We start from the raw sequence: 24,665 nt of genomic DNA on the forward strand, positions 1-24,665 counted from the left end.
GTCCGGCGCGCATGTGATCGGCGGGTAGGCGGTCAGGCCCGGCCGCCTACCGCCCGCAGGCGCTCGCCCGCGGCCTCGGCGGGAGTCCCGCCGACTGTCGTCGCCGGCGCATCGGCGTCGGGCAGCGGGCTGCCGGCCAGGGCCGCGTTCAGGCGTGCCTGATCCAGCTCGCCTTCCCACTTCGCCATGACCACGGTGGCGACGCCGTTGCCGATCATGTTCACCAGCGCCCGGGCCTCGCTCATGAAGCGGTCGATGCCCAGGATCAGGGCCATGCCGGCGACCGGGATGGCAGGCACCACCGACAGCGTGCCGACCAGGGCGATGAAGGATGCGCCGGTCACGCCCGAGGCGCCTTTGGAGGTCAGCATCGCCACCGCAAAGATGGTGAGCTGCTGGGTCAGCGTCAGGTCGGTGTTCGTCGCTTGCGTCACGAACAAAGCCGCCAGCGTCATGTAGATCGACGTGCCGTCGGTGTTGAACACATAGCCGGTCGGCACGACCAGCCCGACCACCAGGCGATGAGTCCCAGCACGCCGAGAACGAACACGATGCTCGTGACATAGAACGTGGCGATCGGGACCACCAGCGGCCCCAGCGATGACACGCCGTACTTCCCGACAGTGAATGCCATGGCGCCGAACGCGCCGATCGGGGCCAGGTGCATGATGACGTTGATCACGCTGAAGACCAGGCGCGAACCCGCATTGATCAGGTCGCGCACCGCCTTGGCGCGGTCGCCCAGGTGCGACAGCACATAGCCGAACAGCACCGAGATCAGCACCACCGGCAGGATGTCGCCCTTGGCGAAGGCGTCGATCACGGTGTTGGGAATGACGTTCAGCAGGAATTCGGTGACGGACTGCTCGTGCGCCTTGCCGGCGTAGGCTGCCACCGCGCGTGCATCCAGCGTTGCCGGATTGGCGTTGAAGCCGGCGCCGGGGTGCACGACGTTGGCGATCACCAGCCCGATGGCCAGCGCCGCGGTCGACACGACCTCGAAATAGACCAGCGCCTTGCCGCCGACCCGCCCGACCTTCTTCAGGTCGCTCATGCCGGCGATGCCCGACACGACCGTGCAGAAGATCACCAGCGTGATCACCATCTTGATGAGCTTGAGGAACGCATCGCCCAGCGGCTTCATGTCGGTGCCGACATGCGGCCAGTAGTGACCCAGGACAATCGCCACCGCGATGGCGATCAGCACCTGGACATAGAGCACCTGATACCAACGCTTACGCCTGCGCGACGGGGATTGCGTGTCGGCCATGATGTCCTCCCGGGAGCGAATGGCACGGTTGCGGCAGGCATGCGGCCTGCCGGTTGGCTTGCTTCGATGGTTCGGCGGATCAGCGTTTGCGGGTCAGCTGCCCGGCTTTGTCGGCAACGGCATCACCAGCAGGATGGATGCCGGGTGGTCGGTGTCGTTGCGCCGCTGGTGGCCTTCGTGCGGCGCGATGCGGCAGGAGTCCCAGCGCTGCTGGCGGACGGTGTCGCGGCCGTTCGACACCATGACCTCGCCATCGAGGGCCACGTACAGCCGACGGTTCTGGTCAACCGGGGCGAGGACCGGCTCCGCGCCGCGTCGGTCGTCTCGGATGACAGCGGCGGCATGGCGCTGGCGGTCGAGCACCTGGCTGACCTCGGGCATCGGTCGATCGGGCATCTCGCCGGTCCGGAAAACCTGTCGACGGGCCTGCTGCGGCGCCAGGGCTTCGAGGCTGCAATGACCGCAGCCGGCCGGGATCCATCCGCCATCGCCATCGCAGTGGCCTACAGCCGCGCGGCAGGCCAGGAGGCCACAGCCTCGTTGCTGGACCGCTGGCCCCGGCTGACGGCGATCGTGGCCAGCAACGACCTGCTCGCGCTCGGCGCCTACCTGGAGCTCAGGCGCCGCGGGCTCGCGTGCCCGCAGGACATCTCCGTCGTCGGGCACAACGACATGCCGCTGGTCGACATGGTCGACCCGCCGCTGACGACAGTGCGCATCGCCCATGCTGCGATGGGGCGTGCCGCCGCCTGCCTGCTGCTGGAACGGCTCCAGGATCCGGGCATCGACGCGATCGTTCGTCTCGTTCCGGCGGGGCTGATCGTAAGGGCGTCAACCAGGGCGCTTTGAATCAGGCAAACCGTCGGGCGAGGGCAACGCAGAGGATCACGAGACCGGCAGCGGCGATCATGGTCCAGGCCACGGGCTCGCGCAGGAGCAGGCCGGCGAGTGCGAGGCCGAGGAACGGCTGGACCTGCTGCAGCTGTCCGATGCGCGCGATGCCGCCCAGCGCCAGGCCGCGATACCAGAAGACGAACCCGACCAGCATGCTGAAGACCGAGACATAGGCCAGCCCGAGCCAGGCCGGCGCATCGATGCCGGTCCACGTGTCCGGCAGGGTCGCCAGCGCCACCACGGCCATCACGGGCGATGCCAGGACGAGCGCCCAGGAGATGACTTGCCAGCCGCCGAGCCGTCGCGACAGCGCCGCGCCCTCGGCATAGCCCAGCCCGCAGAGCAGGATTGCTGCCGCCATCAGGAGGTCGCCGGTCAGCGACGCCGAGCTGTCGTTCGACAGCGAGAAGCCCGCCACGACGGCGCTGCCCAGGCCCGAGAACAGCCAGAAAAGCGGCTTCGGGCGCTCGCCCCCGCGCAGCACGCCGAAAAGCGCGGTGACCAGCGGCAGCAGACCGACAAAGACCACCGAATGCGCGGCGGTGACGTGCTGGAGCGCCAGTGCCGTCATCAGGGGGAAACCCACCACCACGCCCAGCGCGACAACGGCGAGAGCGCCGAGGTCGTGTCGCTCCGGCCGCTTTTGGTGAAGCAGCGCCAGCAGGGCCACGCCGAGGATGGCCGCGATCACGGCCCGCGCCGACGTCAGGAACAGCGGCGAGAATCCGCCGACGGCGACCCGGGTCGCCGGCAGCGAGCCGCTGAAGATGATCACGCCCAGAAGCCCGCTGCCCCAGCCGTCGGCCGTCGCCTTCATGTCCCGCCTCGCCCTTCCGGTCGGGGATGCTAAGGCCGGAGTGGCTGGTCGAGACAGCAACAGCTCAATACAATTTGACCGAACTGTATGGTTATACTACTCCATACAGTGGAGATTCGAGGCGAGGATGGGCAGCGCACCGAGAACGCGGACGGGCGACGTCATGGCGGCCATCCGCGCCAGGATGGCGAGCCGCGCGTTGACGGGCGGCGACCGCCTGCCGTCGATCCGCAGCTTCGCGGCCACGATGGGCGTGTCGCCGTCGACGGTGGTGGAGGCCTATGACCGGCTCGCTGCCGAAGGCCTGATCCGAAGCCGCCGCGGTTCGGGGTTCTACGTCGCCAGCGCGCACCTGCCGCCGCTGGCGCTGGCGGCGATCGAGCCGCGGCGCGACCTCGCCGTCGACCCGTTCTGGGTGTCGCGGCAGTCGCTCGATGCCGATCCGGCGACCCTCATGCCGGGTTGCGGCTGGCTGCCGCCGGACTGGATGCCGGCTCCTGCGTTGCGGCGCGCCTTGCGGGCGCTGGCGCGCGCCGCGGATCCGGTGCTGGCCGATTACGGCGGCACGCGCGGCTCGCCGGCCCTGCGCCGGCTGCTGCTGGCGCGGTTCGCGGAGGAGAGCATCCCGGTGTCGCCCGACCAGCTCCTGCTGGCGGCGTCGGGCACGCAGGCGATCGACCTGATCTGCCGCTTCCTGCTCAGGGCCGGTGATACGGTGCTGGTCGACGATCCCTGCTACTTCAATTTCCAGGCGCTGCTGCGGGCCCATCAGGTGGCCATCGTCGGGGTGCCCTGCACCCCGTCCGGTCCGGACATCGCGGCCTTCGAGGCGGTGCTCGCGGCGCAGCGCCCGCGCCTCTACATCACCAACTCGGCGCTGCACAATCCGACCGGCGCGACACTCTCGCCGCAGACGGCGCACCGCCTGCTGAACGCGGCGGCGGCCCACGACCTGACGATCGTGGAGGACGACATCTTCGCCGATTTCGAGCCCGATCCGTCGCCGCGCCTGGCCGCGCTCGACGGCCTGGACCGCGTCATCCGGATCGGCAGCTTTTCCAAGACGCTCTCGGCCTCGGTCCGCTGCGGCTACATCGCCGCGCGCGCCGACTGGATCGACGGGCTCGTCGATCTGCAGGTCGCCACCAGCTTCGGCGGCCCGAGCCCGGTCGCGACAGAGCTGATCGCCAGCGTTCTGGCGGGAGGTGGCTATCGCAAGCACATGGATGGCCTTCGCCGCCGGCTGGCGCGGGCTCGGCGCGACACGGCCCAGAGGCTGCGCCAGCTCGGCATCGAACCATGGCTGATGCCGCGCGGCGGCTTCTACCTCTGGTGCCGGCTGCCGGAAGGTGGCGACGCGACCGCGATCGCCCGAGCGGCGCTCGCCGAAGGTGTCGTGCTGGCGCCGGGCAACGTGTTCAGCATCTCGCAGACCGCGACAGCCTTCATGCGCTTCAACGTGGCGCAGTCGGCCGACCCGCGTGTCTGGGAGGTCCTGCGCCGCGCGATGCCGGCTGCGCGGTGAAGGAGGTATTGAGAATGATTTGCAGTTGCGTATGATAAGTGGCGCCGTTCGGCACAGGCTGGCATGCACGGACTTTTCAGTGAGCGAAGCGAACGCCGCTGCAATCAGTCTGGAAGCCGATAACGACGAACGTCCAAAGCGTCCTCGCCCCAGGTGATCTCCAAGACCTTGTTCACGAGATCAGCGTCGGCCTCCAACTCGTCCAGCGCCTGCTCGAAGAGCTCGATCTGCATATCCAGATCCATGCCCGGCGGTCCGTTGAGGCAGACCAGGCCAGCGTGAAGGGCGACATCGGCGTACTGACCGTTGACCCCCGGCCGTTCCGCGGGACCGCGGAAGTCCACGGAATTCTCGGTCACAAAGGTCCAATCTCCGTCGACGATGATGGGCGTCAGTTCCCAATCCTTCAGGCCGGCGCACCTGAGTCAGACGACGTGGGACGACTCGCCATGGCCTTTGGCACGAGCGAGCTTGGTCAGTTCCGGGCTCAGGCACTCATCGACCAAAAACTTCATCTCGCCTTCCTGCGGCGAGGGACCGGCCGGTCAGTGACGACGACAGCGCCTTGGGGAAGTTCATTGCTCGCTCTCGGGCGGCCCCGTGCAGGGTTTGCCTCAGCATAGATCGCGGCAAGCTCGATCTTGTCCATATCGAGAAGCGGATAGGCCGCAAGGATGCGGTCCATCGGCAGGCCACCGGCGACGGAGGCGGCAACATCGTGAACCGGAACGCGCGTTCCGCGCACGACAGGAGCCCCCCCGAGCACTTCCGGGTCGGATACGACCATCTCGCGGGCGGCCGCCAGACGCTCCATGCGTTCTTTCGTACGCTGGACGAAAGGGGCCAAGTCGATGGTGAGGAAGTCGTCGCGCACGATCCAATCCTCGTCGACCAACACGGCAAGGGCGGCACGGGACTTATAGAGACGCCTGCCAATTTCCCGGATGGCGAACAGCCGTTCCTCCGAGGTCAGGCGCTTGGCGCTGTCGAAGTAGAATGAGATGAGCGTGCAGGCGGTCGCCGCAATGCGCCGACCGTCATCCAGCGAGAAGAAGCCCTCGGGCAGGATGCGCTCGTCGATGACGCGGTTGACATCGCGCAGAGCAACCCGGGCGACCACAGCGGCCTCCGTCGGCTTGAGCATATCCGCAGCAGAGCCCATGATGGTCTCCGATATATTCCGATGTATCGGAATATATATCCTGGGACTGAAACTTCAATGGCATAGGGCCAAAGCAGCAAGCTGGCGCCGGTTGCCCGCTGTTGTGGACATCGTGCGGGCACCACACCAGAACGACAAAGGCCGCCTTGCGGCGACCCTCAACATTCTAATTTCCTTGAGGAAAAATGGAGCGGGCGAAGGGATTCGAACCCTCGACCCCAACCTTGGCAAGGTTGTGCTCTACCCCTGAGCTACGCCCGCGCTCCGTGTCTTCGCCCGGGTGTCGTCGGCGAGGACGGGCGCGGAGATAGCCGCTTTCCCGGCTTTTGGCAAGACGATTGCCTCAATTGGCTGTCGCCGCTACCAAGGCGGCCCATGAACGCCGAAACTATCGCCGATCCCGAGGGCAACGACCTGCCGACCACGCCTGCCGCCCTGCTGGCGCGGCTGTCGGCGCTGGGCCTGGCGCACGAGACGGTGACGCACGAGGCAGTGTTCACCGTCGAGCAGTCGACGGCCGTGCGGGCCCGCCTGCCGGTGCTGCAGCAGGGCGTGCACATCAAGAACCTGTTCTTGCGCAACAAGCGCGAGGAGATGTGGCTGGTGACGGCGGAAGCGCACCGGCCGATCGACCTCAGGCAGCTGGGGGAGCGGATCGGCGCCGGCCGGGTCTCCTTCGGCAGCCCCGAGCGGCTGATGCGCTATCTGGGCGTACGCCCGGGCTCGGTGACGCCCCTGGCGCTGATCAACGACACCGCCCACCGGGTGCGCTTGGCCGTCGACCGGGCTGTGCTGGATGCGGACATCGTCTGGGCGCATCCGCTGGTCAACACCATGGTGACGCGGCTGTCGGGGGCCGACCTGCGTCGGTTTTTCACCGCTACCGGCCACGCGCCCGCCGCGATTGATTTCGCTGCCTGACGGCCGGCCTTGCCTTCGCGGCGGTCAGCGGCCACATTCCCGGAACCGAAGGCGGCCCTGGCCGCCATGCGAACCTTGTCGAGGACAGATGGACCAGATCATTGGTGGCGATCCGGCGGCAGACGCCGACCTCGTAAAGGACTCCGACCAGCGGCGCTTCGCCAAGGACGTGCTGGAGGCCAGCCGCGCGCGCCCGGTCATCGTCGATTTCTGGGCACCCTGGTGCGGCCCCTGCAAGACGCTGGGGCCGATCATCGAGAAGGCGGTCAAGAGCGCCAAAGGCGCGGTGCAGCTGGTCAAGATCAACATCGACGAGAACCAGATGCTGGCTCAGCAGCTGCGCATCCAGTCGATCCCGGCCGTGTACGCCTTCTTCCAGGGCCGCCCGGTCGACGGCTTCGTCGGCGCCCTGCCCGAGGGCCAGATCAAGCAGTTCATCGACCGCCTCGTGCAGGCCACCGGCGGCACGCCCGGTGGCGACCAGCTCGCCGAGCTGCTGGAGCACGCCAAGGCGGCGCTGGAGGGGGGTGACGTCTCGCTGGCGGCCCGGGTCTACGGCGAGATCCTGCAGCAGGAGCCGGAGAACCCGGCGGCGATCGCCGGCATGGCGAAATGCTACCTGCAGAGCGGTGATGGCGATCGCGCCAAGGCGCTGCTGGCCAAGCTGCCGCCGGTCCTGGCCAGCAATGCCGAGATCGCCGCCGTGCGCTCGGCCATCGAGCTGGCCGAGCAGGCGGAGCAGGCCGGCCCGGTCGGCGAGCTCGAAGCCAAGGTCGCGGCCGATCCCAAGGATCACCAGGCACGGCTCGACCTGGCTACGGCGCTCTATGCCGAAGGCAACCGCGAAGCCGCGGTCGATCACCTGCTGCAGTCGATCAGGATCGACCGCAAGTGGAACGACGAGGCGGCGCGCAAGCAGCTGCTGAAATACTTCGAGGCGTTGGGCTTCAACGACCCGATATCGGTCGACGGCCGCAAGCGGCTGTCGTCGATCCTGTTCGCGTAAGGGGCACGCATTCCGATCCGGAGCGTTGGCGTGGCACGAGGGCTGCCCTCATAGGCAGCCGAGGAGAGACCGTCACGGTCATGACCGAGCAGCGCAGCGGCAGGAATCCGTTCGATCCGGCGTTCGAGCAGCTGCCGGAAGCGATCCCGGTGTTCCCGCTTTCCGGGGTGCTGCTGCTGCCGGGCGGACGCCTGCCGCTCAACGTCTTCGAGCCGCGCTACCTGGCGATGGTGTTCGATGCGCTGGCTGGCCATCGGATGATCGGCATGGTCCAGCCCGCCAAGCCAGGCGGCTTCGCCGGTGACGGCCTGCCGGCCGGCGAGGGCCCGCCGCCGATCCACCCGGTCGGCTGCGCCGGCCGTATCGTGCAGTTCGCCGAGACCGAGGATGGCCGGCTGCTGATCACCCTGGCCGGCATCATGCGCTTCCAGGTCGGACAGGAGCTGGCGCTGCACCACAGCGGCTACCGCCGGATCATGACGCATTTCGAGCCTTACCGCGACGACCTCGATCATGCCGACGAGATGATCGACCTGGACCGCCCGCGCATGATGGCTGCCCTGCAGGCCTATTTCCACGGCCACAAGCTGTCGACCGACTGGAAGGCCGTGCAGGATGCGGGCGACCGCAACCTCGTGACCTCGCTCAGCATGGTGCTGCCCTTCGGTCCGGCCGAGAAGCAGGCGCTCCTGGAAGCCACCGACAGCACGGCGCGGGCCCGCCTGCTGATCGCGCTGCTCGAGATGGACAGCCGCGGCGAGGACGGCGGCAGCACCTCACGGCACTGAGCTACATCTCTCCGTCATCCCGAGTTCACTGTCATCCCGAGCGCAGCGAGGGATCTCCTGCGGCAATGCGCACGGTGCGCTCTTCGCGGGAGATCCCTCGCTGCGCTCGGGATGACAAGTCGCCCCGATCAGCCGCTGCGCACCTGCTTGAACGGGACGTTGCGGTCGAGCTCCGGCTCCTTGGGAAGTCCCAGAACGCGCTCGCTGATGATGTTCTTCTGGATCTGGTCGGTGCCGCCGCCGATCGAGGTGAAATAGGCGTTGAGCGCCAGGAAGTTGACATCGTCGGCCGTCGGATGGGTCTCGCCGGCAAGCAGGCTCTCGACGCCGATGATGGCGGTGCGCACGCGCGCCTCCTCGTGCAGGATGCGCGACATCGCAAGCTTGCCCAGCGACATGATGGAGGACGAGGTGCCCTGCTCCAGGTCGGCCTTGGCGCGTGCATTGTTCAGCGCGTTGAGGCGGCGCAGGGCGATGACGCGGGCGATGTCCTGGCGCAGCAGCGGATCGTCGAGCCGACCGGCGGCGCGCGCCAGCGCGATGATGTCGTCGGCAGATCCGTGCCGCGACTTGCGTGCGTTGGCGCCCATGGTCGAGCGCTCATAGGCCAGCGCCGTCTGGAGGACCCGCCAGCCCTGGTTCAGCCCGCCTACGAGATTGGCCGCCGGCACGATGGCGTTGGTGAAGAACACCTCGTTGAAGTGCGCCTCGCCGGTGATCTGGCGCAGCGGCCGCACTTCCACGCCGGCCTGCTTCATCGGCAGGAAGAAGAAGCTCAGGCCGCTGTGCTTGGGGACCTCCCAGTCGGTGCGTGCGATCAGCATGCCGTAGTCGGCGGTCGCCGCGCCCGACGTCCACACTTTCTGGCCGTTGACGATGAACCTGTCGCCGTCGCGCTCGGCGCGCGTGCGCACCCCGGCCAGGTCGGATCCGGCGCTCGGCTCGCTGTAGAGCAGGCAGGTCGTGATCTCGCGCTTGAGCAGTCCGGGGATCAGGGCGTCCTTGAGCGCGTCGCTGGCGAGCGCCAGCAGCGTGTTTGCCGGCAGGTTGAACCGGTCCTGTCCGGTCCCGGGCGCGCCGACGCGCGCGAAGGCTTCGATGACGATGCTCGTCTGCTCGTCGGAGAGGTTGCGCCCGAACCATTCGACCGGCCAGCTGGGCACCGACCACCGGGCCTCGAACACCTTGGTGTACCAGGCTCGCATCTCGGCATTCGTGTCCCACATGCCCTGGGCGATGGAGCCGGCGCCGCCCCAATGGGCGGCGAGCCAGTCGTTCACCTCGCGGCGCAGATCGTCGTTGGTCATGGTGCGGCGCTCACGTTGTGGGGTTGGGCGGATATCTTCGTCAGGAAGCGCTCGCGGTACAGATCCGAGGATCCGAACAGGTAGCTGTAGGCGCGGGCCCGCCGCAGATAGAGATGCGCCGGGTGCTCCCAGGTGAAGGCGATGCCGCCATGCATCTGGATGGCCGTCGCCGCGATCTTGGCGAAGGCATCGGCGCAGGCGAAGGCGGCAAGATCGATCGCTTCGCCGGCGCCGGCTTCCTCGAGCGCCAGCTGCAGCGCCGCATCCCGCGCCGCCGACGTCGCCGACTCGGCCTCGAGCAGGAGCTCGGCGGCCATGTGCTTGATGGCCTGGAAGCCGCCGATCGGCCGGCCGAACTGGATGCGTGTCCTGGCATACTCGACCGTCATGTCGAAGATGCGCCGCGCGCCGCCGGCCTGCTCGCCGGCGCGCGCGACCAGCGTCAGGCGCAACGCGGCCTCCATGGCCGGCCAGCCCGCTTTGCCGATGCGTGTGGCCGGGACACGGTTGAAGGTGATGCGGTCGAGCCGCAGTGTCCGATCGAACGTGGGCAGCGCCGCGATCGTGATCCCTGGATTGCGGGGCGCGACCTCGAAGAGGGCGGGACCGTCGGGTGTCGTGGCCACGACGAGCAGCACGTCGGCTGAGCCCGCGTGCGTGACGTAGGAGGCGGTGCCCGTGAGAACGGCGGCGCCGTCCGTCTCCTGGGCGGCCACGGCCACGTCCTCGGGCTTCCAGGAGCCACGCTCTGCGGTCAGCGCCGCGGTCGCTATCGTGGTGCCGGCGGCGATGCCCGGCAGCAGGCGGGCGCAGGCCGCCTCGTCCTGGCTGGCGACCAGCAGGCCGGCCGTCAGCACGCTGCTCGAGAGGAACGGGGTGCAGGCCAGGGCGGCGCCGGTTTCCTCCGCGATGAGCTCGAGCTCCACGGGCCCCAGGCCGGCGCCGCCGAACCGGGACGGAACCAGCAGGCCAGCGATGCCCATCTCCGCCAGCCGCGACCATAGCGGCCGGTCAATCCCGTCCTGCGTCTCCATGACGGCGCGCACGCGCTTCTCGCCGTTCTCGTCCGCCATGAGCTTGCGGACGGTCTCGGCAATGGCGCGGCGTTCTTCGAGGGTTGTCGCGATGGCCATCCCGCCTCCCTTGACAATATCAGTCTATTTCCGTCTGTAATTACGCCGACGGATCATGGCGCGCAAGGGACTCGACCATCTTGAGACGGCTCATGACAAGGCCGGCGGTTGACGGGGAGGTCCGCAGCACCCGCGGCCGGCCGCGGGATCCCGGTCTCGAGGGCCGGGTGTTCGATGCCGCCATCGCGCTTTACGCCGAGGTCGGATGGGCGGGCTTCAGCTTCGATGCCCTGGCGAAGCGGTCCGGCGTCGGCAAGGATGCGCTGTACCGGCGCTGGGGAGCGTCGCGCGCCGGCCTGCTGCGACAGACGCTCGAGGCACGATGGTATGGCCTCGAGCAGATTGACACCGGATCGATCCGCGAGGACCTGCTGGCGCTGGCGCGCATGTGGCTGCGCCTGCGCACGGGCCCCTACGGCAAGGTCGGCCTGCACATGATGATCGACACGCTGCGTTTTCCCGAGGTTGCCGACGTCCTGGCCGGCTACAGGGAAGACGCCGTCCGGCAGGCGCGATCGATCGTCCGCCGCGCGATCGATCGCGGCGAGATTCCGCCGAGCACCAACCCCGGGCTGGTCCTCGACATCGTTGTCGGCGGCGTGACGAACCATGTCGCCACCACGCCGCAGCGGCTGCGGCCGGCGATGACGGCCAAGATGGATGAGTTCGCCGTGTCCCTGGTCGACGTTCTCCTGAGCGGCGTGAAGCAGGCCGGCCAGTAGACGTCCCGCATCGCTTCAATCGCGATCGGCTCGACGGGAGGACTTCCGGGCCAGGGCCGCAAGGGTCCGACCCCAGACAGCCACCATGACGGTGCTCTCCACGGCGCACAGCAGAAGGCGCACGGCGGCGATGCCGGCGAGGCCATGACCCAGCTGCACGCCGACATACCAGCACAGCGGCAGCTGCGCCCCCCATTGCAGCGCGAAGGTGATCATGGCCGGCACCTGCGCGACGCCGGCGCCGCGCAGGGCGAACACCAGCACGCGGCCGACCGCGTCGATGCACATCGATAGCGCCATCAGCCGCAGCGGCGTGGCCGCGAGGTCGATGGTGGCTTCGTCGACGACGAACAGAGCCAGCGTGCCGTGCGGCGCCGCCATGATGGCCACGCTCAACGGCATCACCACCAGGGCGCCGACGCGGCTTGCGTCCCAGCCCCAGCGGCGCACCGCTGGAACATCGCGGCGGCCCAGGGCCTGGCCGACCAGCGTGGCGGCCGCGATGCCGACACCGGTCGATGCCAGGATGGAAAGCAGCATCAGCGCGATCATCACGTTGGCGGCTGCGATCTCGCGTGTGCCCAGCCGCGCGACGATGGTGAAGAAGACGACGACGCCCGCGTACAGGAAGGCCTGCTGGATGCTGACCGGCAGGCCCTGCGACAGCAGCGTGGCGATGCCCGAAGCCATAGGCCGGAGGGAGATCGACGCGCGCCGCGTGATCAGCCTGATATGGACCGCAAGCGCGATGAGAGCCGCTGCCGCAGCGCCGAGGCCGGCGCCGGCGGTGTCGAGCCGCGGACACCCGAACGCGCCGAAGATCAGGGCGTAGCTGAGCGCGCCGTGGCAGGGCAGCTGGACACAGATCGCGCGCAGCGGCAGCGCCGGCATGCCGCGGCCGTTCCAATAGGCGCTGAAGGCGAAGCCGGCGCCGATGAACAGCAGCGTCGGGCTGAGCGCGCGCAGATAGTCGATCGCGGTGGCGACCACCGCCGGATCGTCGACCATCATCGCAAGGACAGCCGGTCCGCCGACGTAGGCGGCAGCTGCCAGGAGCAGCCCGGCCGGCAGGGAGATCGCAACACCATCGGCCAGCACGGCGGCCATCCCCGGCATGTCGCCGGCGCCGGCCCGGCGGGCAACCGCGGCCTGCACGGCGGTGTCCAGCGCGAACAGCATCGCCAGCATCATCGAGAACACCGTGCCGCCGACCGCGATGCCGGCCAGCGCCGCATCGCCCAGCCGGCCGACCAGGGCGATGGTGATCAGGCTCATGGCGTTCTGCGCCACCAGCGCGAGGATGACGGGCCAGGACAGCTCCAGGATTGTCCGCGCGCGTTCACACGGCACGATCATCTTCGCGCTCCGGCATGCCGCCGTCGGTCTTGTGCCGGGAATCGCCGCTGATACATCTGTCATCCCGAGCGTAGCGAGGGATCTCCTGCGAGGGACGCACGGTGCGCCATTCGCGGGAGATCCCTCTCCTGAGCCTGTCGAAGGGGCGCTCGGGATGACAGCCGCGACTCACCCTCTACCGCACCGATAGCCAGGTACTAGCGATCGCACACGGACCAGGATAATGATTTCATGCCATGCGTGATATCGATCACAGCCATATCCGGTTGCTGGACGGGAGCCTGCTGCTGGTGTTCCGCGAGCTGTCGCGCGCCCGGCGCACCACCGAAGCGGCGCGGCGCTTGGGGCTGACGCAGTCGACCGTCAGCCACGCGCTGGCGCGGCTGCGGGACCTGTTCGACGATCCGCTCTTCGTGCGCCGGCCGCATGGCCTTGAACCCACAAGACGGGCGCTGGAGCTGGCGCCGCGCATCGACGCGCTGATCGACTTGGCGGGCGCCGTGATGGGGCATGATGGCGGCTTCGATCCGGCCCGCAGCGATCGGCGCTTTCGTCTCGCCGCAGCGGAGTTCGTCATGGCGCTGATCGGCGCGAAGCTGGCGCAGGCCTTCGCGCAGCAGGCGCCGCAGGCTTCGTTCTCGGTCGAGTTCCTGCTGGGCAGGGCATCGCTGGACAGCCTGCGCCGCGGCGAAACCGACCTCGTGCTGGGGCAGTTCCTGACGCTGCCGCCGGGCTTCGAGGCCGAGACGCTCTACGAGGACGGCTACTGCGTGGTGGCCCGCAAGCGCCATCCGCGAGTCAATGGCACGGTCGACGCGGCAACATACGCATCGCTGCCCAACATCTTCGTCGGACCTTCGGGCGAGACCGGCATCACGGATGCGACGCTGCCCAGCCGGCGCGTGGTGTCCACCGTCGCGCTCGTGCCGCGCTGGCTGACGGCGCTGACCATGGTGGCCGGCAGCGATGCCATCGCCACCTGCCCGCGGCGGCTGGCCGAACGGCAGGCGAAAAGCCTCGGGCTCCAGGTGATCGACACCCGATTCGCCGGGCCGCGCTTCATGGTTTCCGCCGTGCGCCGCGCCGGCCACGCCGATGCCGGCCTCGACTGGCTGCTGTCTGCGATCCGTGCCGCCGTATGAGCACGACAACCGGGCGCCGTCCGGGATGACAGCCGGGGGCACCATGATGCTATAAGCGCCATCAGCATCCGGAGCGCCCCGCCATGAGCCCCCCTGAAGGTCCCGCCCGCCGGGTGGGTATTGATCCCAAGCTGCTCGAGATCCTCGTATGCCCGGTGACGCACGGGCCGTTGGAGTTCGACGCTGCAAGCAATGAGCTGATCAGCCGCAAGGCCGGGCTCGCCTATCCCATCCGCGACGGCATTCCCATCATGCTGCCGGGTGAGGCGCGCCGGCTGGACGACGCAGGCTGACACGATGAGCAAAGGCAACGGTACCGCGCCCTTTGCGCAGTCGGCGCCCGCGGCTGGCGGCTACGAGCCGTCCGCTGGCACGCCTTGGCCGACGGAAGTGCGTCTGCTGCGCGAGAAGGCCGAGCTCCAGGTCGATTTCGACGACGGCCGCACCTTCCGCTACCCGGCGGAGTATCTGCGGGTGGAGAGTCCCTCGGCCGAGGTCCAGGGCCATGGCCCCGGCCAGAAGACGATCGTTCCCGGCCGCCGGCATGTGCGCATCGAGGCGATCGAGCCGGTCGGCAACTACGCCATCCGCATCCGCTTCGACGACAAGCACGACACCGGCATCTTCAGCTGGGCCTATCTCCACGAGCTGGGCAGCCAGCAGCAGGAGAAATGGGAGGCCTACCTGGCGGCCCTGCACGCCCGCGGGCTGAGCCGCGATCCCTGACTATCGCCGATGCGGCGCCCGGCGCAGGCTCGATGCCAGCGCGAAGCCGATCAGGGGCATGCCGATCGCGGCGCCGAGGAACACCGGCGTGGCGCCGATATGGTCGACGATCGGCGCGGCGATCGCGACACCCAGGGACTGGCCGAGGAACAGCGCCGTGGCGAACGCCGCGACGCCGGCGCCGCGCGCCTTGGGCGCCATCTGGGTGCCGTGCGTCTGCAGGGTGTTGTGCAGCATGAAGAAGCCCAGCCCGCACAGCGCAATGGCGAGCACCGAGACCCAGAGCGCCGGCGCCAGGACCAGCACCACGAAGCCGGTTCCCAGCAGCGTGCCGCCGACGCGTGCCAGGCCGGCCTCGCCCAGCATCTGGACCAGGCGCCCGACGCCGGCGGTATACACCAGCCCGCCGCCGCCATAGGCGGTCATCGCCAAGCCCACGATGGTGTAGTCGATGGCGAAGCGATGCCGCAGTTCGTTGCCCACATAGGTGAACGCGCCGAAGAACAGAAATCCCTCGGCGGCGACCGCGGTCAGGATCACGCGCACCCACGAATCACGCAACAAGCCGATCGTGTCGCGCCAGGACCGGACCAGGCCGGCGAGGCCGGGAACGCCGCTGCTGTCCCGCAGCCGCGTCAGCGGATCGAAACGCAAGTGCAGCAGCAGCACCAAGCCGGCCACGACATAGGCGATCGCGAGCGCGCCGAAGACCCAGCGCCAGCCGAAGGCGTCGCCCAGGATGCCGCCGGCCACCTGCCCGAAGATCATGCCCAGGATCTGTCCGGTGATGAATCGCGCCAGCACCGGCTGGCGGCGTGCGTAGGGGATGACGTCGCCGATCCAGGCGAAGGACAGGGGAATGATGGCGCAGGCCACGGCGGCGGTGGCGAACCGCGCCACCGTCAGGGCCAGCAGCGAGGGCGCGAGCGCGCAGGCCAGCGAGCCCGCCGCCGCCAGCAGCGTCGTGATCGCGATCAGCCGCACCTTGCCCATGCGGTCGCCGGCGGCGCCGTAGAAGATCTGCATCAGCCCGTAGGCCAGCGTGAAGGCGGTGACGATCGCCGATGCCTCGCCGGCGGTGGTGCCGAACGATGCGGCCACCTGCGGCAGCAGCGGGTCCGATACCCGGATGCTGGCGGCGCTCGAGAACGTCGCGCACGCGAGGATGGCGAGCGACAACGTGGGCGTGGCGGATAGTGTGGGAGGCGGATTGTCGGGCGAGGCGGTCGTCACACGTCCGACAATGCGCCGTGGCGTGCGTCGGCGCCACCGGATCATGTGTCGCACGCTCACGCGTTGGCCGCGGTCATGCCCACCACCGCCGCCTCATGGCGACGGAACCCGCCGATGCCGGGCCCTGCTGACGAGATGGGCCCGGCTGCACGCCATGCGGACCGGCCTGGGATGCGCTGCTGCCGCCGTGCTCCTCTGGGCGTCGCTGCGATGACGCATCACGCCGCGGGCGCCGCCAGCAGCCATAGGCCGCGCGCCAGGTAGACGGCGCTGACGGTCAGGATCAGGCGGCGGCTCCAGCGCCGGAAGCTGTCGTCGGTCATGCGGTGCAGCACCCCGGCTGCCAGCGACGTGCCGGCCAGCGCCAGCGCCACGGCGCCGACATAGACCCACCATGGCAGGACGTCGTTGCCGGGGATCGCGAAGGTGCCGAAATAGACGATGCGGCAGACATGGGCGATGACCTGGGTGACCGCCTTGGTGGCGACGATCGCCTTGCGGTCCAGCGGGCTGCGCTGGAAGAAGATGTCGAGCACGCTGCCGGCGGCGCCGGCCATGAGCTGCAGGGCCATGATGAAGGCGCCGCAGGCGAACGGCATGAAGCGCCGGGTGATGTCGGGCCGCCACGCCGGCGGCACGAAGGTGCCGGCGATCGGCAGCACGCCCAGCCCGATATAGACCATCGTCTTGTCGGGCAGGAAGGCGGCCACCTTCATGAAGCCGAACATCGCCAGCGCGCCGGCGACATAGCCCCCGATCAGCCGCCATACGACGTGCCCGCGCCACAGGAACGCACGCCAGCCGTTGGCGCCCAGCTGCGTCGTGCCGAACAGGATCATCGCCGACGCGACGTCGAGGATGATCAGCAGCACCCCCAGCAGGATGAGCCCGCCGGCCATGCCGAAGATGCCGGAGAGGAACGACGTGACCAGGACGACAGCGGCAACGATGGCCATCGTGACGGCGGACATGGCCACACCATAGACGCCGCTGGGCTCTTGCGCATCCGCCGGTCGCCGACGAAAGTGCGGTCCTCGATTTTTCTCGAGCCTTCATGGTGAGCTTGTCGAACCATGGAGGCGTCGCACGGACAATCGTGCGGATGCTTCATGGTTCGATTCCGAAATGCGCAGCTTTTGCCTGAGCTCACCATGATGCATCCACGTTAGATGATCCTTGACGCAGAGGAAGCGCCATGGCCAATCCGCCGACCTACGAAGTCCATGCCTGCAAGTACGCCCATCTGCCGCGCAAGGGCCATGAGGTGCAGATCATGGCCGATCCACACGACGCCGACTGGCCGATGGACTATTTCGTGTGGGTGGCAATCCCCCTGGGCGAGGACGGACGGCGGATGATCGGCGCCCGGCCGGTCGTCATCGACACCGGCTTCAGCGCCGAGGTCGGCGCGCGCCGCGGCCGCAAGATGCTGCGCGACCCGGCTGTCACCTTGCGCGATCTCGGCATCGAGCCCAACGAGATCCAGGACGTTGTCATCACCCACCTGCACTACGACCATGTCGGCGGCTGGGCGATGTTCCCCAAGGCGCGGTTCCACATCCAGGACAAGGAGATGAATTTCGTCACCGGCCGGCACATGACCAAGAAGACGTTCCGCCACGCCTACGAGGTCGAGGAGGTCGTGGCCATGGTGCGGGCGCTCTACGGCGATCGTGTTGTGTTCCACGATGGCGATGAGGAGATCGTGCCCGGCCTCAGCGTGCACCATATCGGCGGCCATACGGCCGGCATCCAATCGGTGCGCATCTGGACGCGCAATGGCTGGCTGGTGCTGGCCTCGGACGCCAGCCACTACTACTGGGGCCTGCACGACGAGAAGCTGTTCGCGATCGTCTTCAGCGTCGCCGACATGCTGAGCGGCTACGACAAGCTGAAGGCGCTGGCCGGCGGCCGCGTCGAGATGGTCGTGCCCGGCCACGACGCCGAGGTGATGAAACGCTACCCGGCATCGACGCCGGAGCTTGCCGGCTGGGCGGTGCGCCTCGACTGAGGACGCAGGCCGCCGACCGCCACATCGACGATCAGGGCCAGCACCAAGGCAGCGGCGCCAATGCCGAACAGCAGGACATGGCTGCCGCCGTGCGCGAACAGGAAGGACATCGCATAGGCGGCGCCCGCCTGCCCGACGGCGAACGCCGTGGTCGCGGTGCTCCACGCCGCCTGGCGCGCGTCGTCATCAGGCGACGCCAGCGCCTGCGTGCGGCCGAGCACCAGCGGCACGATGCCGGGCACGAACGCACCGACGATCAGGCTCGACAGGCCGAGCGCGACGGCGGTGCTGGATACGGCGATCAGCGCGATGGCGCCGGCCTGGACGAGCAGGGCCAGCCGCAGCGCCGGCCCGAAGCCGATGCGATCGGCGAGGTGGCCGGCCAGCACCGGGCCGACGGTCGCACCCAGTCCGAACAGCACCCAGCACCGGGCGCCGGCGTCGAGCCCGTGGCCGAGCCCGCGGGCCACGAAATCCACCAGGAAAACCATGTGCGGCACGAGGCCCACCGCATTCAGCGCGTACTCGAGGTAGAGCGCCTTCAGCGTTGGCGCCGCGCGCCGCTCGACACGTGGCGACGAATGGGCGGCGGGCTGGGCCGCCGCGTCCGGGAAGCCGTTCCACGCCGCGATGGTCAGAGCGAGCGCCAGGATGCCCAGCGCGCACCATGTCTCGACCAGCCCCCAGCGCAGCAGCGGCGGCACCAGCGTGCCCGACGCCGCGATTCCCAGCCCGACACCGGCGAAGATCACACCGCTGGCCAGGCCGCGCCGGGCTGGCGGCACGTGCGGCAGCACCATGGTGGCCGGCAGCACCATCACGGCACCGCCGGCGAAGCCCGAGATGAAGCGCCAGACGAAGAACCAGGCAAAAGAGAACGGCGCGGCGCAGGCGAAGAAGGCCAGGACGGCCGATGCCAGCATGATGCGCATGGTTCTGCGGGCGGAGATCCTGGCCGCCAGGTGGCGGGCGGCCAGCGCCCCGCCGAGATAGCCCGCCAGGTTGGCGGCGCCGAGATAGGCGGCGTCGGCGGGCGAGAACCAGCCCGCCGCGACCAGCGCCGGGATCAGGGGCGTGTAGGCGAAGCGCGACAGCCCGATGCCGACCAGGCTGGCGCTCAGTCCTGCCGCTACCGCGCGCGCGACGTTGACCCGATTGGAAAGTGCCGCCACCTGCGCCATGAGCCGCTCCCTCGATGGCGCCAATCTAGGGCAGCAGAGATCTCATAAAAAACGGTTTGAGATGATAAAATATATCTGAGTTACAGATATCTATTCAGCTGCCTGGGCGTGCAGCAGCGGCGGCCGCACATGGTCCAGGAAAGCGCGCAGCGCGCTCGAGACGTGGCTGTCGCGGCGGCGGATGAACAGCGTCTCGACATGGGCCTCGTGCACCGGCAGGGCGTGAAGGGCGATGCGCTCGCCATGCCGCGAGCCGGCCACCAGCGCGCGCGGCAGCAAGGTGACGCCCAGGCCAGCCGCGACGCAGCCCAGGATGGCCTCGATGGTGCCGAACTCCAGCAGGCGTGCGCCGACGGCGCCGCGGCGGGCCAGGATATCCTCGAGCCGCTGGCGATAGGAGCAGCCGGCGCGCAGCACCACGATCTTGAGGTCGCCCTCGCCGATCAGGGCGTCGAGCGTGCGCACGCCGCGGGCCGTGGCCAGCACCAGCTCCTCGCGGAACAAGGCCTCGCCGGCCAGCTCGGGATGATCGACAGGGCCGCAGACAAACGCGCCTTCCAGCTGGTGGGCCGCGACCTGCTCGACCAGCTCGCATGTGGTGCCGGTGCGCAGCGCCAGGTCGACCTCCGGCCAGGCCGTGACATAGCTCGACAGCAGCGGCGACAGGCGCAGCGCCGCCGTGGTCTCCAGCGCGCCGATGACCAGCGGGCCGCGCGGCGTGCCGTCATCGACGGTGGCGCGGCGCGCATCGACGAGAAGCTGCGCCATGCGCTCGGCGTAGGGCAGCAGGCGCTGGCCGGCCGGCGTCAGGGCGACGCCGCGGCTGTGGCGATGGAACAGCGGCGTGCCCAGCTCGTCCTCGAGCAGCCGCACGCGCGCCGTGACGTTCGATTGCACGGTGTTCAGCTCAGCCGCAGCGCGGTTCATGCCGCCCAGCCGCGCCACCGCTTCGAAAATCCTGAGATCCGCCGCGTCCATCGGACGCCTCCACCGCTTACCTATCGGAATTAATGATATATGGTCGCGTCGGAAAAGGCATCTGGAGATTTCCGATGAGCTACGTCTATCTCGGCATCGCCATCGTCAGCGAGGTGATCGCGACCTCGGCGCTGAAGGCATCCGAGGAATTCAGCCGGCTGGTGCCGTCGATCATCGTCGTGGTCGGCTACGGCGTGGCTTTCTACTTTCTGTCGCTGACATTGCGGACGATCCCCGTGGGTATCGCCTATGCCATCTGGAGCGGCGTCGGCATCGTGCTGATCGCCCTGGTCGGCCTGCTCTGGTTCCGGCAGGCGCTGGACCTGCCGGCGATCATCGGCATGGCACTGATCATCGCCGGCGTCGTCGTGGTGAACCTCTTCTCCAAGTCGGTGCCGCATTGAGGGCTGCCGCCGCAGAGGCGGCGACAGTGGTTCGGCTCAAGCCCCGCCCTAATCAGGTGCCCGCCGGGCGGAAACAGAGGTAGCAATTTCGTTCCGCCGTCGAGTTTGACGATACGATCAACCGTCTATGATCGAGGTGCGTCTGCCAGGTCGGCAAGCATCTCCTCGACCCATTCCTCATCCCTGGATCGCAGCAGCACGGCCGCCAGCAGCTGGACCATGCGCGGCACCTCAGCGGTAGCAGGATAGTCAGGCAACAGGAACGAGATGTCGCCAGACGCATCGACGACGAGCGCCGCTGCGTCTGGCGGCAGCACACTGCCATGGTCGGTTGAAATATCAGTCATCTCATTTACCAGTAGTACCTGTGTGGGCGACTGTTTCCGAGGTCCCAGACAAGGGCGTCAGGATCGTCGCCGCGATGCACGCGTTGCAGGCCCTTCGCGTTGCGTCGGCGGCGGGGCCTGTTGTGAAACAGGATATTCCAATGCGCGGGCGTTCCAGACAGGAAGGCGCCGACGCTGCGGCTCTTCGTGCGCGGCTTCTTGCGTTTATGGTGCATGATGGTCTCCGGGGCTTCTGGGCACGGAAATACGTGCCGACCCGGAGGTCCGCGGATGGCGGGCAGAAATGCAGCGTGATGAAAAGCGTCGTCTGCGCTCCCAATAGCAGATCGGGCCGCGCCGGCAAAGCCTGCTTTCCTGGGGACAGGCGCCGCCAACCTCATGGTGCTATGGCGTAAACATAGTTCTCACCATTACCTGTCACGGCGCGCCATTCGCGGGAGATCCCCCGCAGGGCTTGGAATGACAGCGCGATAAAAAATTTCCTTCGCCGCTTTTCGTTCCGTTGTCGCTGTGCGCGGCGGTGCGCATATGCACCGGGAAGTTCGTGTTCACACCTGCCGGGCCGATTCATGACCGCGACCGTCCTGCCGCCCACGAAAGTCGCGCACGCTGCCGGCGCATGCGCGACTTTCAGTCATTGTTGTCGTTCTTGTCACGCATTTCGCGGTGACGGTATTGGCGCCGACGGGTCGGTGTGGCGCATCCGCTTATTGCGCGCGCAGGAGCTCCGGCACGCGCAGCAGGATGAGCTCGTTGTCGTCCTGCCTGCCGATCTGGCGGCCGGACGAATAGGGCAGGTTGTTGTCGTTGGCGACGATGATGTGGTCGGCGTCGACGATGGCCACGTCCTCGATGGTCACGAACGGGAAGGTGAAGACGCCGTCACGTGTTGCGGTGCGCGCCAGCTTCTTGGGGTCGGCGATGCGCATCAGGTCGATGTAGCCCACCTTCTTCACGAAGCCCTCGGCGTCGGCCTGGGTGAGGTCGATCTTGTAGATGCGCTTGAACCTGGCCGGAACGTTCTGGCAATCGGGCCGGGCCGGCCCGTTGCAGGCCGTCGCCGGATCGCCCTCGCCGTTGTCGCGCTCGATGATCAGGCCGGTGGCGGCGTCGATCATGTTGAAGTCGCCGATGTTGTTGTCGTTGAGCTCCAGGCGGTACTTCCACGAGCGGCCGGTGTACGCGCCCCTGGCGACATCGAACTCCAGGATGCGCAGATACTCGCGCCCGTCCTTCATCTCCCAGGTCTTGGCGGCGGCATCCCACAGCGGCCCTTCCAGCAGCGGATACAGGAGCTTGCCGTCGACGGCGGCGGCCATGCCCTCGAAGCCGCGCGAGCGGCGCACCTCGAAGGTGACCGCGCCCGGCACGGCCGGCGTCGTCATGCCGTAGTGGTCGGGCGAGCGCACGACCTTGCCGTCGACCCTGGTCTCGAAGAAGCCGGTCACCTTGCCGTCGAGATCGGTGCGCACCAGGTACGGCCCGAACTCGTCGCCGAACCACAGGCTGTCGCCGATCGGCTGGATCGATTCGATATCGAGATCGGCGCCGGTGAGGTAGCGCCGCGGCGTATGCTCGTTGACGATCACGAAGGGCAGCTTGCGGTCGGGGTCATGCAGGAACTTCGTGCCGACACGGTCGACCTTGCCGGCTGTCCAGTCGGCCTTCAGCTCGTGGAACATCAGCATGGCGTCGGACGAGTTGGCCTTGCTGCCGAAGCCGTTGTCGGTCAGGACGATGAAGTTGCCATTGGCCAGCGTCTTGATGCCCGAGAAGCCTTGCACGGGCTGGCCCTTGAAGGGCAGCGACAGGCCGGTCTCGCGCGGCGCTGTCTTGTCCGACAGAAACGACGTGCCCTTGATCGAGCCCACGGTCTCGTTGCGGCCCTTGGCCGGCTCGGCGAAACGGCCCGAGACCGCCAGGCTCTCGGGTGCGTCGGACGGCGGCGGCACGAAGGTGGCCGCCGGCAGCACGGCATGGCCCGCCAGCTCGGCCGGATAGTCCTTGGCCAGGGCCGGCGCCGCGGCCAGCGATGTTCCGATCAGGAGCGCCCCGATCAGGCGCGTGTGGCTCAGTCTCATCTCACCCCCTTGGTCGCGCTGTGCGCACGCCGGTGTAGGAAGACGGCATGACGTGCCGGTTACACGGTGGTGGCGGAACGGCGACGGTGCCGTGGACAGGGCCGATCGGGGTGGCGTCGGGCGTTGGTGCGCACGCCATGGGAATGAAATGCGCACCTGAAGTGTCTGTTGCGGTCAGGTCGCTCCATCGGGCGGCCTTCGGTTTCGATCCAGCAGGGGGAGCAGAACCATGACCACAAACGATGCCCGCGGCCTGGCCATGACCGGCGCCGACGCGGCCGCCGTCGACGGCTTCGAGGCGGCCCTGGCGGAATTCCAGTGCTATGTCGGCAATCCCGCCGGCACCATCGAGGCGGCGCTGCAGGCCAGGCCCGATCTCACCATGGGCCACGTGCTGCGCGGCTATCTCTACGGCTCCAGCCTCGAGGCGCCGGGCCTGCGCGAAGCCGGCCTGTCGCTCGAGGCGGCGCGGGCGTTGCCCGCCAATGCCCGCGAGCGCCAGCACGTCGCGGCCCTGGAAGCGCTGGTGGCCGGCGCCTACGAGCGCGCGGCGCATCTATGGGAGGGGCTGCTGGTCGAGCATCCGCGCGACGTCCTGGCGCTGCAGGTCGCGCATCTGATGGACTTCATGCGTGGCGATGCACGCAACCTGCGCGATCGCGTCGCGCGGCGCCTGCATGCCTGGACCAAGACCGATCCCGGCTATCACGCGGTGATCGGCATGCATGCCTTCGGCCTGGAGGAGATGGGCGAGTACGATCGTGCCGAGGAGCGCGGCCGCGAATCGGTGAGCCTGAATGCGCGCGACGGCTGGGGCTATCACGCCGTGGCCCATGTGCTGGAGATGCGCAACCGTCCGGAGGACGGCGTACGGTGGTTGTCGTCGAGCAGCGCGCACTGGGCGCCCGATTCGTTCTTCGACGTGCACAACTGGTGGCATCTTGCGGTCTACGAGCTGGAGCTCGATCACCTTGATGCCGTGCTGGCGCTCTACGACGGGCCGATCCGCGCTGAGCATTCCGCCACCGCGCTCGACCTGATCGACGCCGCGGCGCTGCTGTGGCGCCTGACGCTGCGCGGCCATGATGTCGGCACGCGCTGGGACGAGATTGCCGACGCCTGGACGCCGATGATCGATGACGGCGTCTATGCCTTCAACGACGTCCATGCCGTGATGGCCTTTGTCGGTGTCGGCGACGAGGCGCGCATCGCGCAGCAATACGCCACGTTGCGGCGCAGCGCGGCGGCTGCCGCCGGTATCAGCAATGGCGCGATGGCGCGCGAGGTCGGCCTGCCGGTGGCCGAGGCTTTGATCGCCTTCGGCCGCGGCCGCTATCGCGACGCCATCGACAGGCTGCAGCACCTGCGGCCGCTGGCGCACCGCTTTGGCGGCAGCCATGCGCAGCGCGACCTGCTCGACCTGACCCTGATCGAGGCCGCCAGCCGCGCCGGGGACAAGGGCCTGCTCGCGGCCCTGGCGAGCGAGCGCAGCATGAGCCGGCCGCGCTCTCCCCTGGCGCGCCGCTATCGGCAGGCGGCGCTGGCGGCGTAGCCTCTTCCCGAGGCCGCGGGCAGGGTCCGGAGGACCTGACCAGGCGGCTGCCGCCGCCGTGCCGCCACCCTGTCCTGCAAGCCAGACATCGTATATCCCGGGATGTCGG

At 68.5% G+C, this 24,665-nt stretch carries 25 protein-coding genes, 1 tRNA gene and 1 pseudogene; 12 read left to right on the plus strand and 15 right to left on the minus strand.

Annotated features, from left to right (window positions below; genetic code table 11):
- Positions 1-32: 32 nt before the first annotated feature.
- Together FHP25_RS12760 and FHP25_RS41370 are read right to left on the minus strand one after the other, a co-directional pair.
- Positions 33-1,270 (minus strand): annotated as a pseudogene (locus FHP25_RS12760) (cation:dicarboxylate symporter family transporter).
- Positions 1,271-1,363: 93 nt separating this feature from the next.
- The gene (locus FHP25_RS41370; RefSeq protein WP_218578353.1) at positions 1,364-1,651 is read right to left on the minus strand and encodes a cupin domain-containing protein; all 288 of its coding nucleotides are present in this window, start codon (positions 1,649-1,651) and stop codon (positions 1,364-1,366) included.
- Here FHP25_RS41370 and FHP25_RS41375 point away from each other — a divergent pair.
- Positions 1,613-2,119, plus strand: a complete 507-nt coding sequence (locus FHP25_RS41375; protein ID WP_218578354.1) for a LacI family DNA-binding transcriptional regulator — start codon at positions 1,613-1,615, stop codon at positions 2,117-2,119. The two genes, FHP25_RS41370 and FHP25_RS41375, sit on opposite strands and share 39 nt — an antisense overlap.
- Before the next feature lies 1 nt (position 2,120).
- Here the strand turns inward: FHP25_RS41375 and FHP25_RS12770 are convergent, their stop codons facing one another.
- A complete protein-coding gene (locus tag FHP25_RS12770; protein ID WP_147847316.1) occupies positions 2,121-2,981 on the minus strand; it encodes a DMT family transporter in 861 nt (286 codons plus the stop codon).
- A 163-nt stretch (positions 2,982-3,144) separates the two neighbouring features.
- On the opposite strand from FHP25_RS12770, the gene FHP25_RS12775 reads away from it, so the two are divergent.
- Positions 3,145-4,506 (plus strand): aminotransferase-like domain-containing protein, encoded by a 1,362-nt coding sequence (locus FHP25_RS12775; RefSeq protein WP_231712311.1) that lies wholly within the window; start codon positions 3,145-3,147, stop codon positions 4,504-4,506.
- A gap of 104 nt (positions 4,507-4,610) precedes the next feature.
- Here FHP25_RS12775 and FHP25_RS41380 read toward each other — a convergent pair whose 3' ends face one another.
- The 3 genes from FHP25_RS41380 to FHP25_RS12790 form a co-directional block, all read right to left on the minus strand.
- Positions 4,611-4,865: a hypothetical protein gene (locus tag FHP25_RS41380; RefSeq protein ID WP_218578355.1), complete on the minus strand. Its 255-nt coding sequence runs from the start codon at positions 4,863-4,865 to the stop codon at positions 4,611-4,613.
- Positions 4,866-5,017: 152 nt separating this feature from the next.
- Positions 5,018-5,668 carry a DUF433 domain-containing protein gene (locus FHP25_RS12785; protein ID WP_147847318.1) on the minus strand — a complete coding sequence of 217 codons (651 nt, stop codon included), beginning with the start codon at positions 5,666-5,668 and terminating at the stop codon, positions 5,018-5,020.
- Positions 5,669-5,854: 186 nt separating this feature from the next.
- Positions 5,855-5,929, minus strand: a tRNA-Gly gene (locus tag FHP25_RS12790).
- A gap of 114 nt (positions 5,930-6,043) precedes the next feature.
- Here FHP25_RS12790 and FHP25_RS12795 point away from each other — a divergent pair.
- The 3 genes from FHP25_RS12795 (at position 6,044) to FHP25_RS12805 (ending at position 8,383) form a co-directional block, all read left to right on the plus strand.
- Positions 6,044-6,589 (plus strand): prolyl-tRNA synthetase associated domain-containing protein, encoded by a 546-nt coding sequence (locus tag FHP25_RS12795; RefSeq protein WP_147847319.1) that lies wholly within the window; start codon positions 6,044-6,046, stop codon positions 6,587-6,589.
- An 88-nt stretch (positions 6,590-6,677) separates the two neighbouring features.
- Positions 6,678-7,595 carry a thioredoxin gene (gene trxA, locus FHP25_RS12800; RefSeq protein WP_147847320.1) on the plus strand — a complete coding sequence of 306 codons (918 nt, stop codon included), beginning with the start codon at positions 6,678-6,680 and terminating at the stop codon, positions 7,593-7,595.
- 80 nt (positions 7,596-7,675) lie between these two features.
- A complete protein-coding gene (locus FHP25_RS12805; protein WP_147847321.1) occupies positions 7,676-8,383 on the plus strand; it encodes an LON peptidase substrate-binding domain-containing protein in 708 nt (235 codons plus the stop codon).
- Positions 8,384-8,511: 128 nt separating this feature from the next.
- Here the strand turns inward: FHP25_RS12805 and FHP25_RS12810 are convergent, their stop codons facing one another.
- The gene (locus FHP25_RS12810) at positions 8,512-9,690 is read right to left on the minus strand and encodes an acyl-CoA dehydrogenase family protein (RefSeq protein WP_147847322.1); all 1,179 of its coding nucleotides are present in this window, start codon (positions 9,688-9,690) and stop codon (positions 8,512-8,514) included.
- On the minus strand, positions 9,687-10,823 hold the full coding sequence (locus FHP25_RS12815; RefSeq protein ID WP_147847323.1) for an acyl-CoA dehydrogenase family protein: 1,137 nt from the start codon (positions 10,821-10,823) through the stop codon (positions 9,687-9,689). Before FHP25_RS12815 ends, FHP25_RS12810 begins: the two co-directional genes overlap by 4 nt.
- A 92-nt stretch (positions 10,824-10,915) precedes the next feature.
- Here FHP25_RS12815 and FHP25_RS12820 point away from each other — a divergent pair, with 92 nt between their 5' ends.
- A complete protein-coding gene (locus FHP25_RS12820) occupies positions 10,916-11,545 on the plus strand; it encodes a TetR/AcrR family transcriptional regulator (protein ID WP_147847324.1) in 630 nt (209 codons plus the stop codon).
- A gap of 15 nt (positions 11,546-11,560) precedes the next feature.
- On the opposite strand, the gene FHP25_RS12825 is transcribed toward FHP25_RS12820, so the two are convergent.
- On the minus strand, positions 11,561-12,901 hold the full coding sequence (locus FHP25_RS12825; RefSeq protein WP_178133486.1) for an MATE family efflux transporter: 1,341 nt from the start codon (positions 12,899-12,901) through the stop codon (positions 11,561-11,563).
- 236 nt (positions 12,902-13,137) lie between these two features.
- On the opposite strand from FHP25_RS12825, the gene FHP25_RS12830 reads away from it, so the two are divergent.
- From FHP25_RS12830 to FHP25_RS12840, 3 genes are all read left to right on the plus strand, one after another.
- Positions 13,138-14,043, plus strand: a complete 906-nt coding sequence (locus FHP25_RS12830) for a LysR family transcriptional regulator (protein WP_147847326.1) — start codon at positions 13,138-13,140, stop codon at positions 14,041-14,043.
- An 83-nt stretch (positions 14,044-14,126) separates the two neighbouring features.
- Entirely contained in the window at positions 14,127-14,336 is a 210-nt protein-coding gene (locus FHP25_RS12835) for a Trm112 family protein (protein ID WP_147847327.1), read from the plus strand.
- Positions 14,337-14,340: 4 nt separating this feature from the next.
- Positions 14,341-14,769 carry a gamma-butyrobetaine hydroxylase-like domain-containing protein gene (locus FHP25_RS12840; protein ID WP_147847328.1) on the plus strand — a complete coding sequence of 143 codons (429 nt, stop codon included), beginning with the start codon at positions 14,341-14,343 and terminating at the stop codon, positions 14,767-14,769.
- Here FHP25_RS12840 and FHP25_RS12845 read toward each other — a convergent pair whose 3' ends face one another.
- Positions 14,770-16,047 carry an MFS transporter gene (locus tag FHP25_RS12845; RefSeq protein WP_147847329.1) on the minus strand — a complete coding sequence of 426 codons (1,278 nt, stop codon included), beginning with the start codon at positions 16,045-16,047 and terminating at the stop codon, positions 14,770-14,772. It lies immediately after the preceding gene.
- Between the two features lie 173 nt (positions 16,048-16,220).
- Entirely contained in the window at positions 16,221-16,973 is a 753-nt protein-coding gene (locus FHP25_RS12850; protein ID WP_147847330.1) for a TSUP family transporter, read from the minus strand.
- A 224-nt stretch (positions 16,974-17,197) separates the two neighbouring features.
- On the opposite strand from FHP25_RS12850, the gene FHP25_RS12855 reads away from it, so the two are divergent.
- Complete coding sequence (locus tag FHP25_RS12855; RefSeq protein ID WP_147847331.1) at positions 17,198-18,013, plus strand: N-acyl homoserine lactonase family protein; 816 nt, start codon at positions 17,198-17,200, stop codon at positions 18,011-18,013.
- Here FHP25_RS12855 and FHP25_RS12860 read toward each other — a convergent pair.
- Both FHP25_RS12860 and FHP25_RS12865 read right to left on the minus strand, forming a co-directional pair.
- The gene (locus tag FHP25_RS12860; RefSeq protein ID WP_147847332.1) at positions 17,962-19,194 is read right to left on the minus strand and encodes a YbfB/YjiJ family MFS transporter; all 1,233 of its coding nucleotides are present in this window, start codon (positions 19,192-19,194) and stop codon (positions 17,962-17,964) included. The two genes, FHP25_RS12855 and FHP25_RS12860, sit on opposite strands and share 52 nt — an antisense overlap.
- Positions 19,195-19,284: 90 nt before the next feature.
- On the minus strand, positions 19,285-20,172 hold the full coding sequence (locus tag FHP25_RS12865; RefSeq protein WP_147847333.1) for a LysR family transcriptional regulator: 888 nt from the start codon (positions 20,170-20,172) through the stop codon (positions 19,285-19,287).
- Between the two features lie 74 nt (positions 20,173-20,246).
- Here FHP25_RS12865 and FHP25_RS12870 point away from each other — a divergent pair, with 74 nt between their 5' ends.
- A complete protein-coding gene (locus FHP25_RS12870; protein WP_147847334.1) occupies positions 20,247-20,576 on the plus strand; it encodes a DMT family transporter in 330 nt (109 codons plus the stop codon).
- 125 nt (positions 20,577-20,701) lie between these two features.
- Here FHP25_RS12870 and FHP25_RS12875 read toward each other — a convergent pair whose 3' ends face one another.
- Together FHP25_RS12875 and FHP25_RS12880 are read right to left on the minus strand one after the other, a co-directional pair.
- Positions 20,702-20,923 carry a hypothetical protein gene (locus FHP25_RS12875; protein ID WP_147847335.1) on the minus strand — a complete coding sequence of 74 codons (222 nt, stop codon included), beginning with the start codon at positions 20,921-20,923 and terminating at the stop codon, positions 20,702-20,704.
- A 707-nt stretch (positions 20,924-21,630) separates the two neighbouring features.
- Positions 21,631-23,004, minus strand: a complete 1,374-nt coding sequence (locus FHP25_RS12880) for an esterase-like activity of phytase family protein (RefSeq protein ID WP_147847336.1) — start codon at positions 23,002-23,004, stop codon at positions 21,631-21,633.
- A 229-nt stretch (positions 23,005-23,233) separates the two neighbouring features.
- Between FHP25_RS12880 and FHP25_RS12885 the strand changes: the two genes are divergently transcribed.
- Positions 23,234-24,556, plus strand: coding sequence for a tetratricopeptide repeat protein (locus FHP25_RS12885; RefSeq protein ID WP_147847337.1), 1,323 nt, complete (start codon positions 23,234-23,236; stop codon positions 24,554-24,556).
- Positions 24,557-24,665: the final 109 nt, after the last annotated feature.

The sequence above is a fragment of the Vineibacter terrae genome, from assembly GCF_008039615.1.
In the GTDB taxonomy this organism is placed as follows: Bacteria; Pseudomonadota; Alphaproteobacteria; order Reyranellales; family Reyranellaceae; genus Vineibacter; species Vineibacter terrae.

What these genes read in the sequence shown, in the direction of transcription:
- FHP25_RS41375 (WP_218578354.1), top strand. Translation starts at nt 1,613, where the DNA reads ATGGCGCTGGCGGTCGAGCACCTGGCTGACCTCGGGCATCGGTCGATC.
- FHP25_RS41370 (WP_218578353.1), bottom strand. Translation starts at nt 1,651, where the DNA reads ATGCCCGAGGTCAGCCAGGTGCTCGACCGCCAGCGCCATGCCGCCGCT.
- FHP25_RS12770 (WP_147847316.1), bottom strand. Translation starts at nt 2,981, where the DNA reads ATGAAGGCGACGGCCGACGGCTGGGGCAGCGGGCTTCTGGGCGTGATC.
- FHP25_RS12775 (WP_231712311.1), top strand. Translation starts at nt 3,145, where the DNA reads ATGGCGGCCATCCGCGCCAGGATGGCGAGCCGCGCGTTGACGGGCGGC.
- FHP25_RS12785 (WP_147847318.1), bottom strand. Translation starts at nt 5,668, where the DNA reads ATGGGCTCTGCTGCGGATATGCTCAAGCCGACGGAGGCCGCTGTGGTC.
- FHP25_RS12795 (WP_147847319.1), top strand. Translation starts at nt 6,044, where the DNA reads ATGAACGCCGAAACTATCGCCGATCCCGAGGGCAACGACCTGCCGACC.
- trxA (WP_147847320.1), top strand. Translation starts at nt 6,678, where the DNA reads ATGGACCAGATCATTGGTGGCGATCCGGCGGCAGACGCCGACCTCGTA.
- FHP25_RS12805 (WP_147847321.1), top strand. Translation starts at nt 7,676, where the DNA reads ATGACCGAGCAGCGCAGCGGCAGGAATCCGTTCGATCCGGCGTTCGAG.
- FHP25_RS12810 (WP_147847322.1), bottom strand. Translation starts at nt 9,690, where the DNA reads ATGACCAACGACGATCTGCGCCGCGAGGTGAACGACTGGCTCGCCGCC.
- FHP25_RS12815 (WP_147847323.1), bottom strand. Translation starts at nt 10,823, where the DNA reads ATGGCCATCGCGACAACCCTCGAAGAACGCCGCGCCATTGCCGAGACC.
- FHP25_RS12820 (WP_147847324.1), top strand. Translation starts at nt 10,916, where the DNA reads ATGACAAGGCCGGCGGTTGACGGGGAGGTCCGCAGCACCCGCGGCCGG.
- FHP25_RS12825 (WP_178133486.1), bottom strand. Translation starts at nt 12,901, where the DNA reads ATGATCGTGCCGTGTGAACGCGCGCGGACAATCCTGGAGCTGTCCTGG.
- FHP25_RS12830 (WP_147847326.1), top strand. Translation starts at nt 13,138, where the DNA reads ATGCGTGATATCGATCACAGCCATATCCGGTTGCTGGACGGGAGCCTG.
- FHP25_RS12835 (WP_147847327.1), top strand. Translation starts at nt 14,127, where the DNA reads ATGAGCCCCCCTGAAGGTCCCGCCCGCCGGGTGGGTATTGATCCCAAG.
- FHP25_RS12840 (WP_147847328.1), top strand. Translation starts at nt 14,341, where the DNA reads ATGAGCAAAGGCAACGGTACCGCGCCCTTTGCGCAGTCGGCGCCCGCG.
- FHP25_RS12845 (WP_147847329.1), bottom strand. Translation starts at nt 16,047, where the DNA reads ATGATCCGGTGGCGCCGACGCACGCCACGGCGCATTGTCGGACGTGTG.
- FHP25_RS12850 (WP_147847330.1), bottom strand. Translation starts at nt 16,973, where the DNA reads ATGTCCGCCGTCACGATGGCCATCGTTGCCGCTGTCGTCCTGGTCACG.
- FHP25_RS12855 (WP_147847331.1), top strand. Translation starts at nt 17,198, where the DNA reads ATGGCCAATCCGCCGACCTACGAAGTCCATGCCTGCAAGTACGCCCAT.
- FHP25_RS12860 (WP_147847332.1), bottom strand. Translation starts at nt 19,194, where the DNA reads ATGGCGCAGGTGGCGGCACTTTCCAATCGGGTCAACGTCGCGCGCGCG.
- FHP25_RS12865 (WP_147847333.1), bottom strand. Translation starts at nt 20,172, where the DNA reads ATGGACGCGGCGGATCTCAGGATTTTCGAAGCGGTGGCGCGGCTGGGC.
- FHP25_RS12870 (WP_147847334.1), top strand. Translation starts at nt 20,247, where the DNA reads ATGAGCTACGTCTATCTCGGCATCGCCATCGTCAGCGAGGTGATCGCG.
- FHP25_RS12875 (WP_147847335.1), bottom strand. Translation starts at nt 20,923, where the DNA reads ATGACTGATATTTCAACCGACCATGGCAGTGTGCTGCCGCCAGACGCA.
- FHP25_RS12880 (WP_147847336.1), bottom strand. Translation starts at nt 23,004, where the DNA reads ATGAGACTGAGCCACACGCGCCTGATCGGGGCGCTCCTGATCGGAACA.
- FHP25_RS12885 (WP_147847337.1), top strand. Translation starts at nt 23,234, where the DNA reads ATGACCACAAACGATGCCCGCGGCCTGGCCATGACCGGCGCCGACGCG.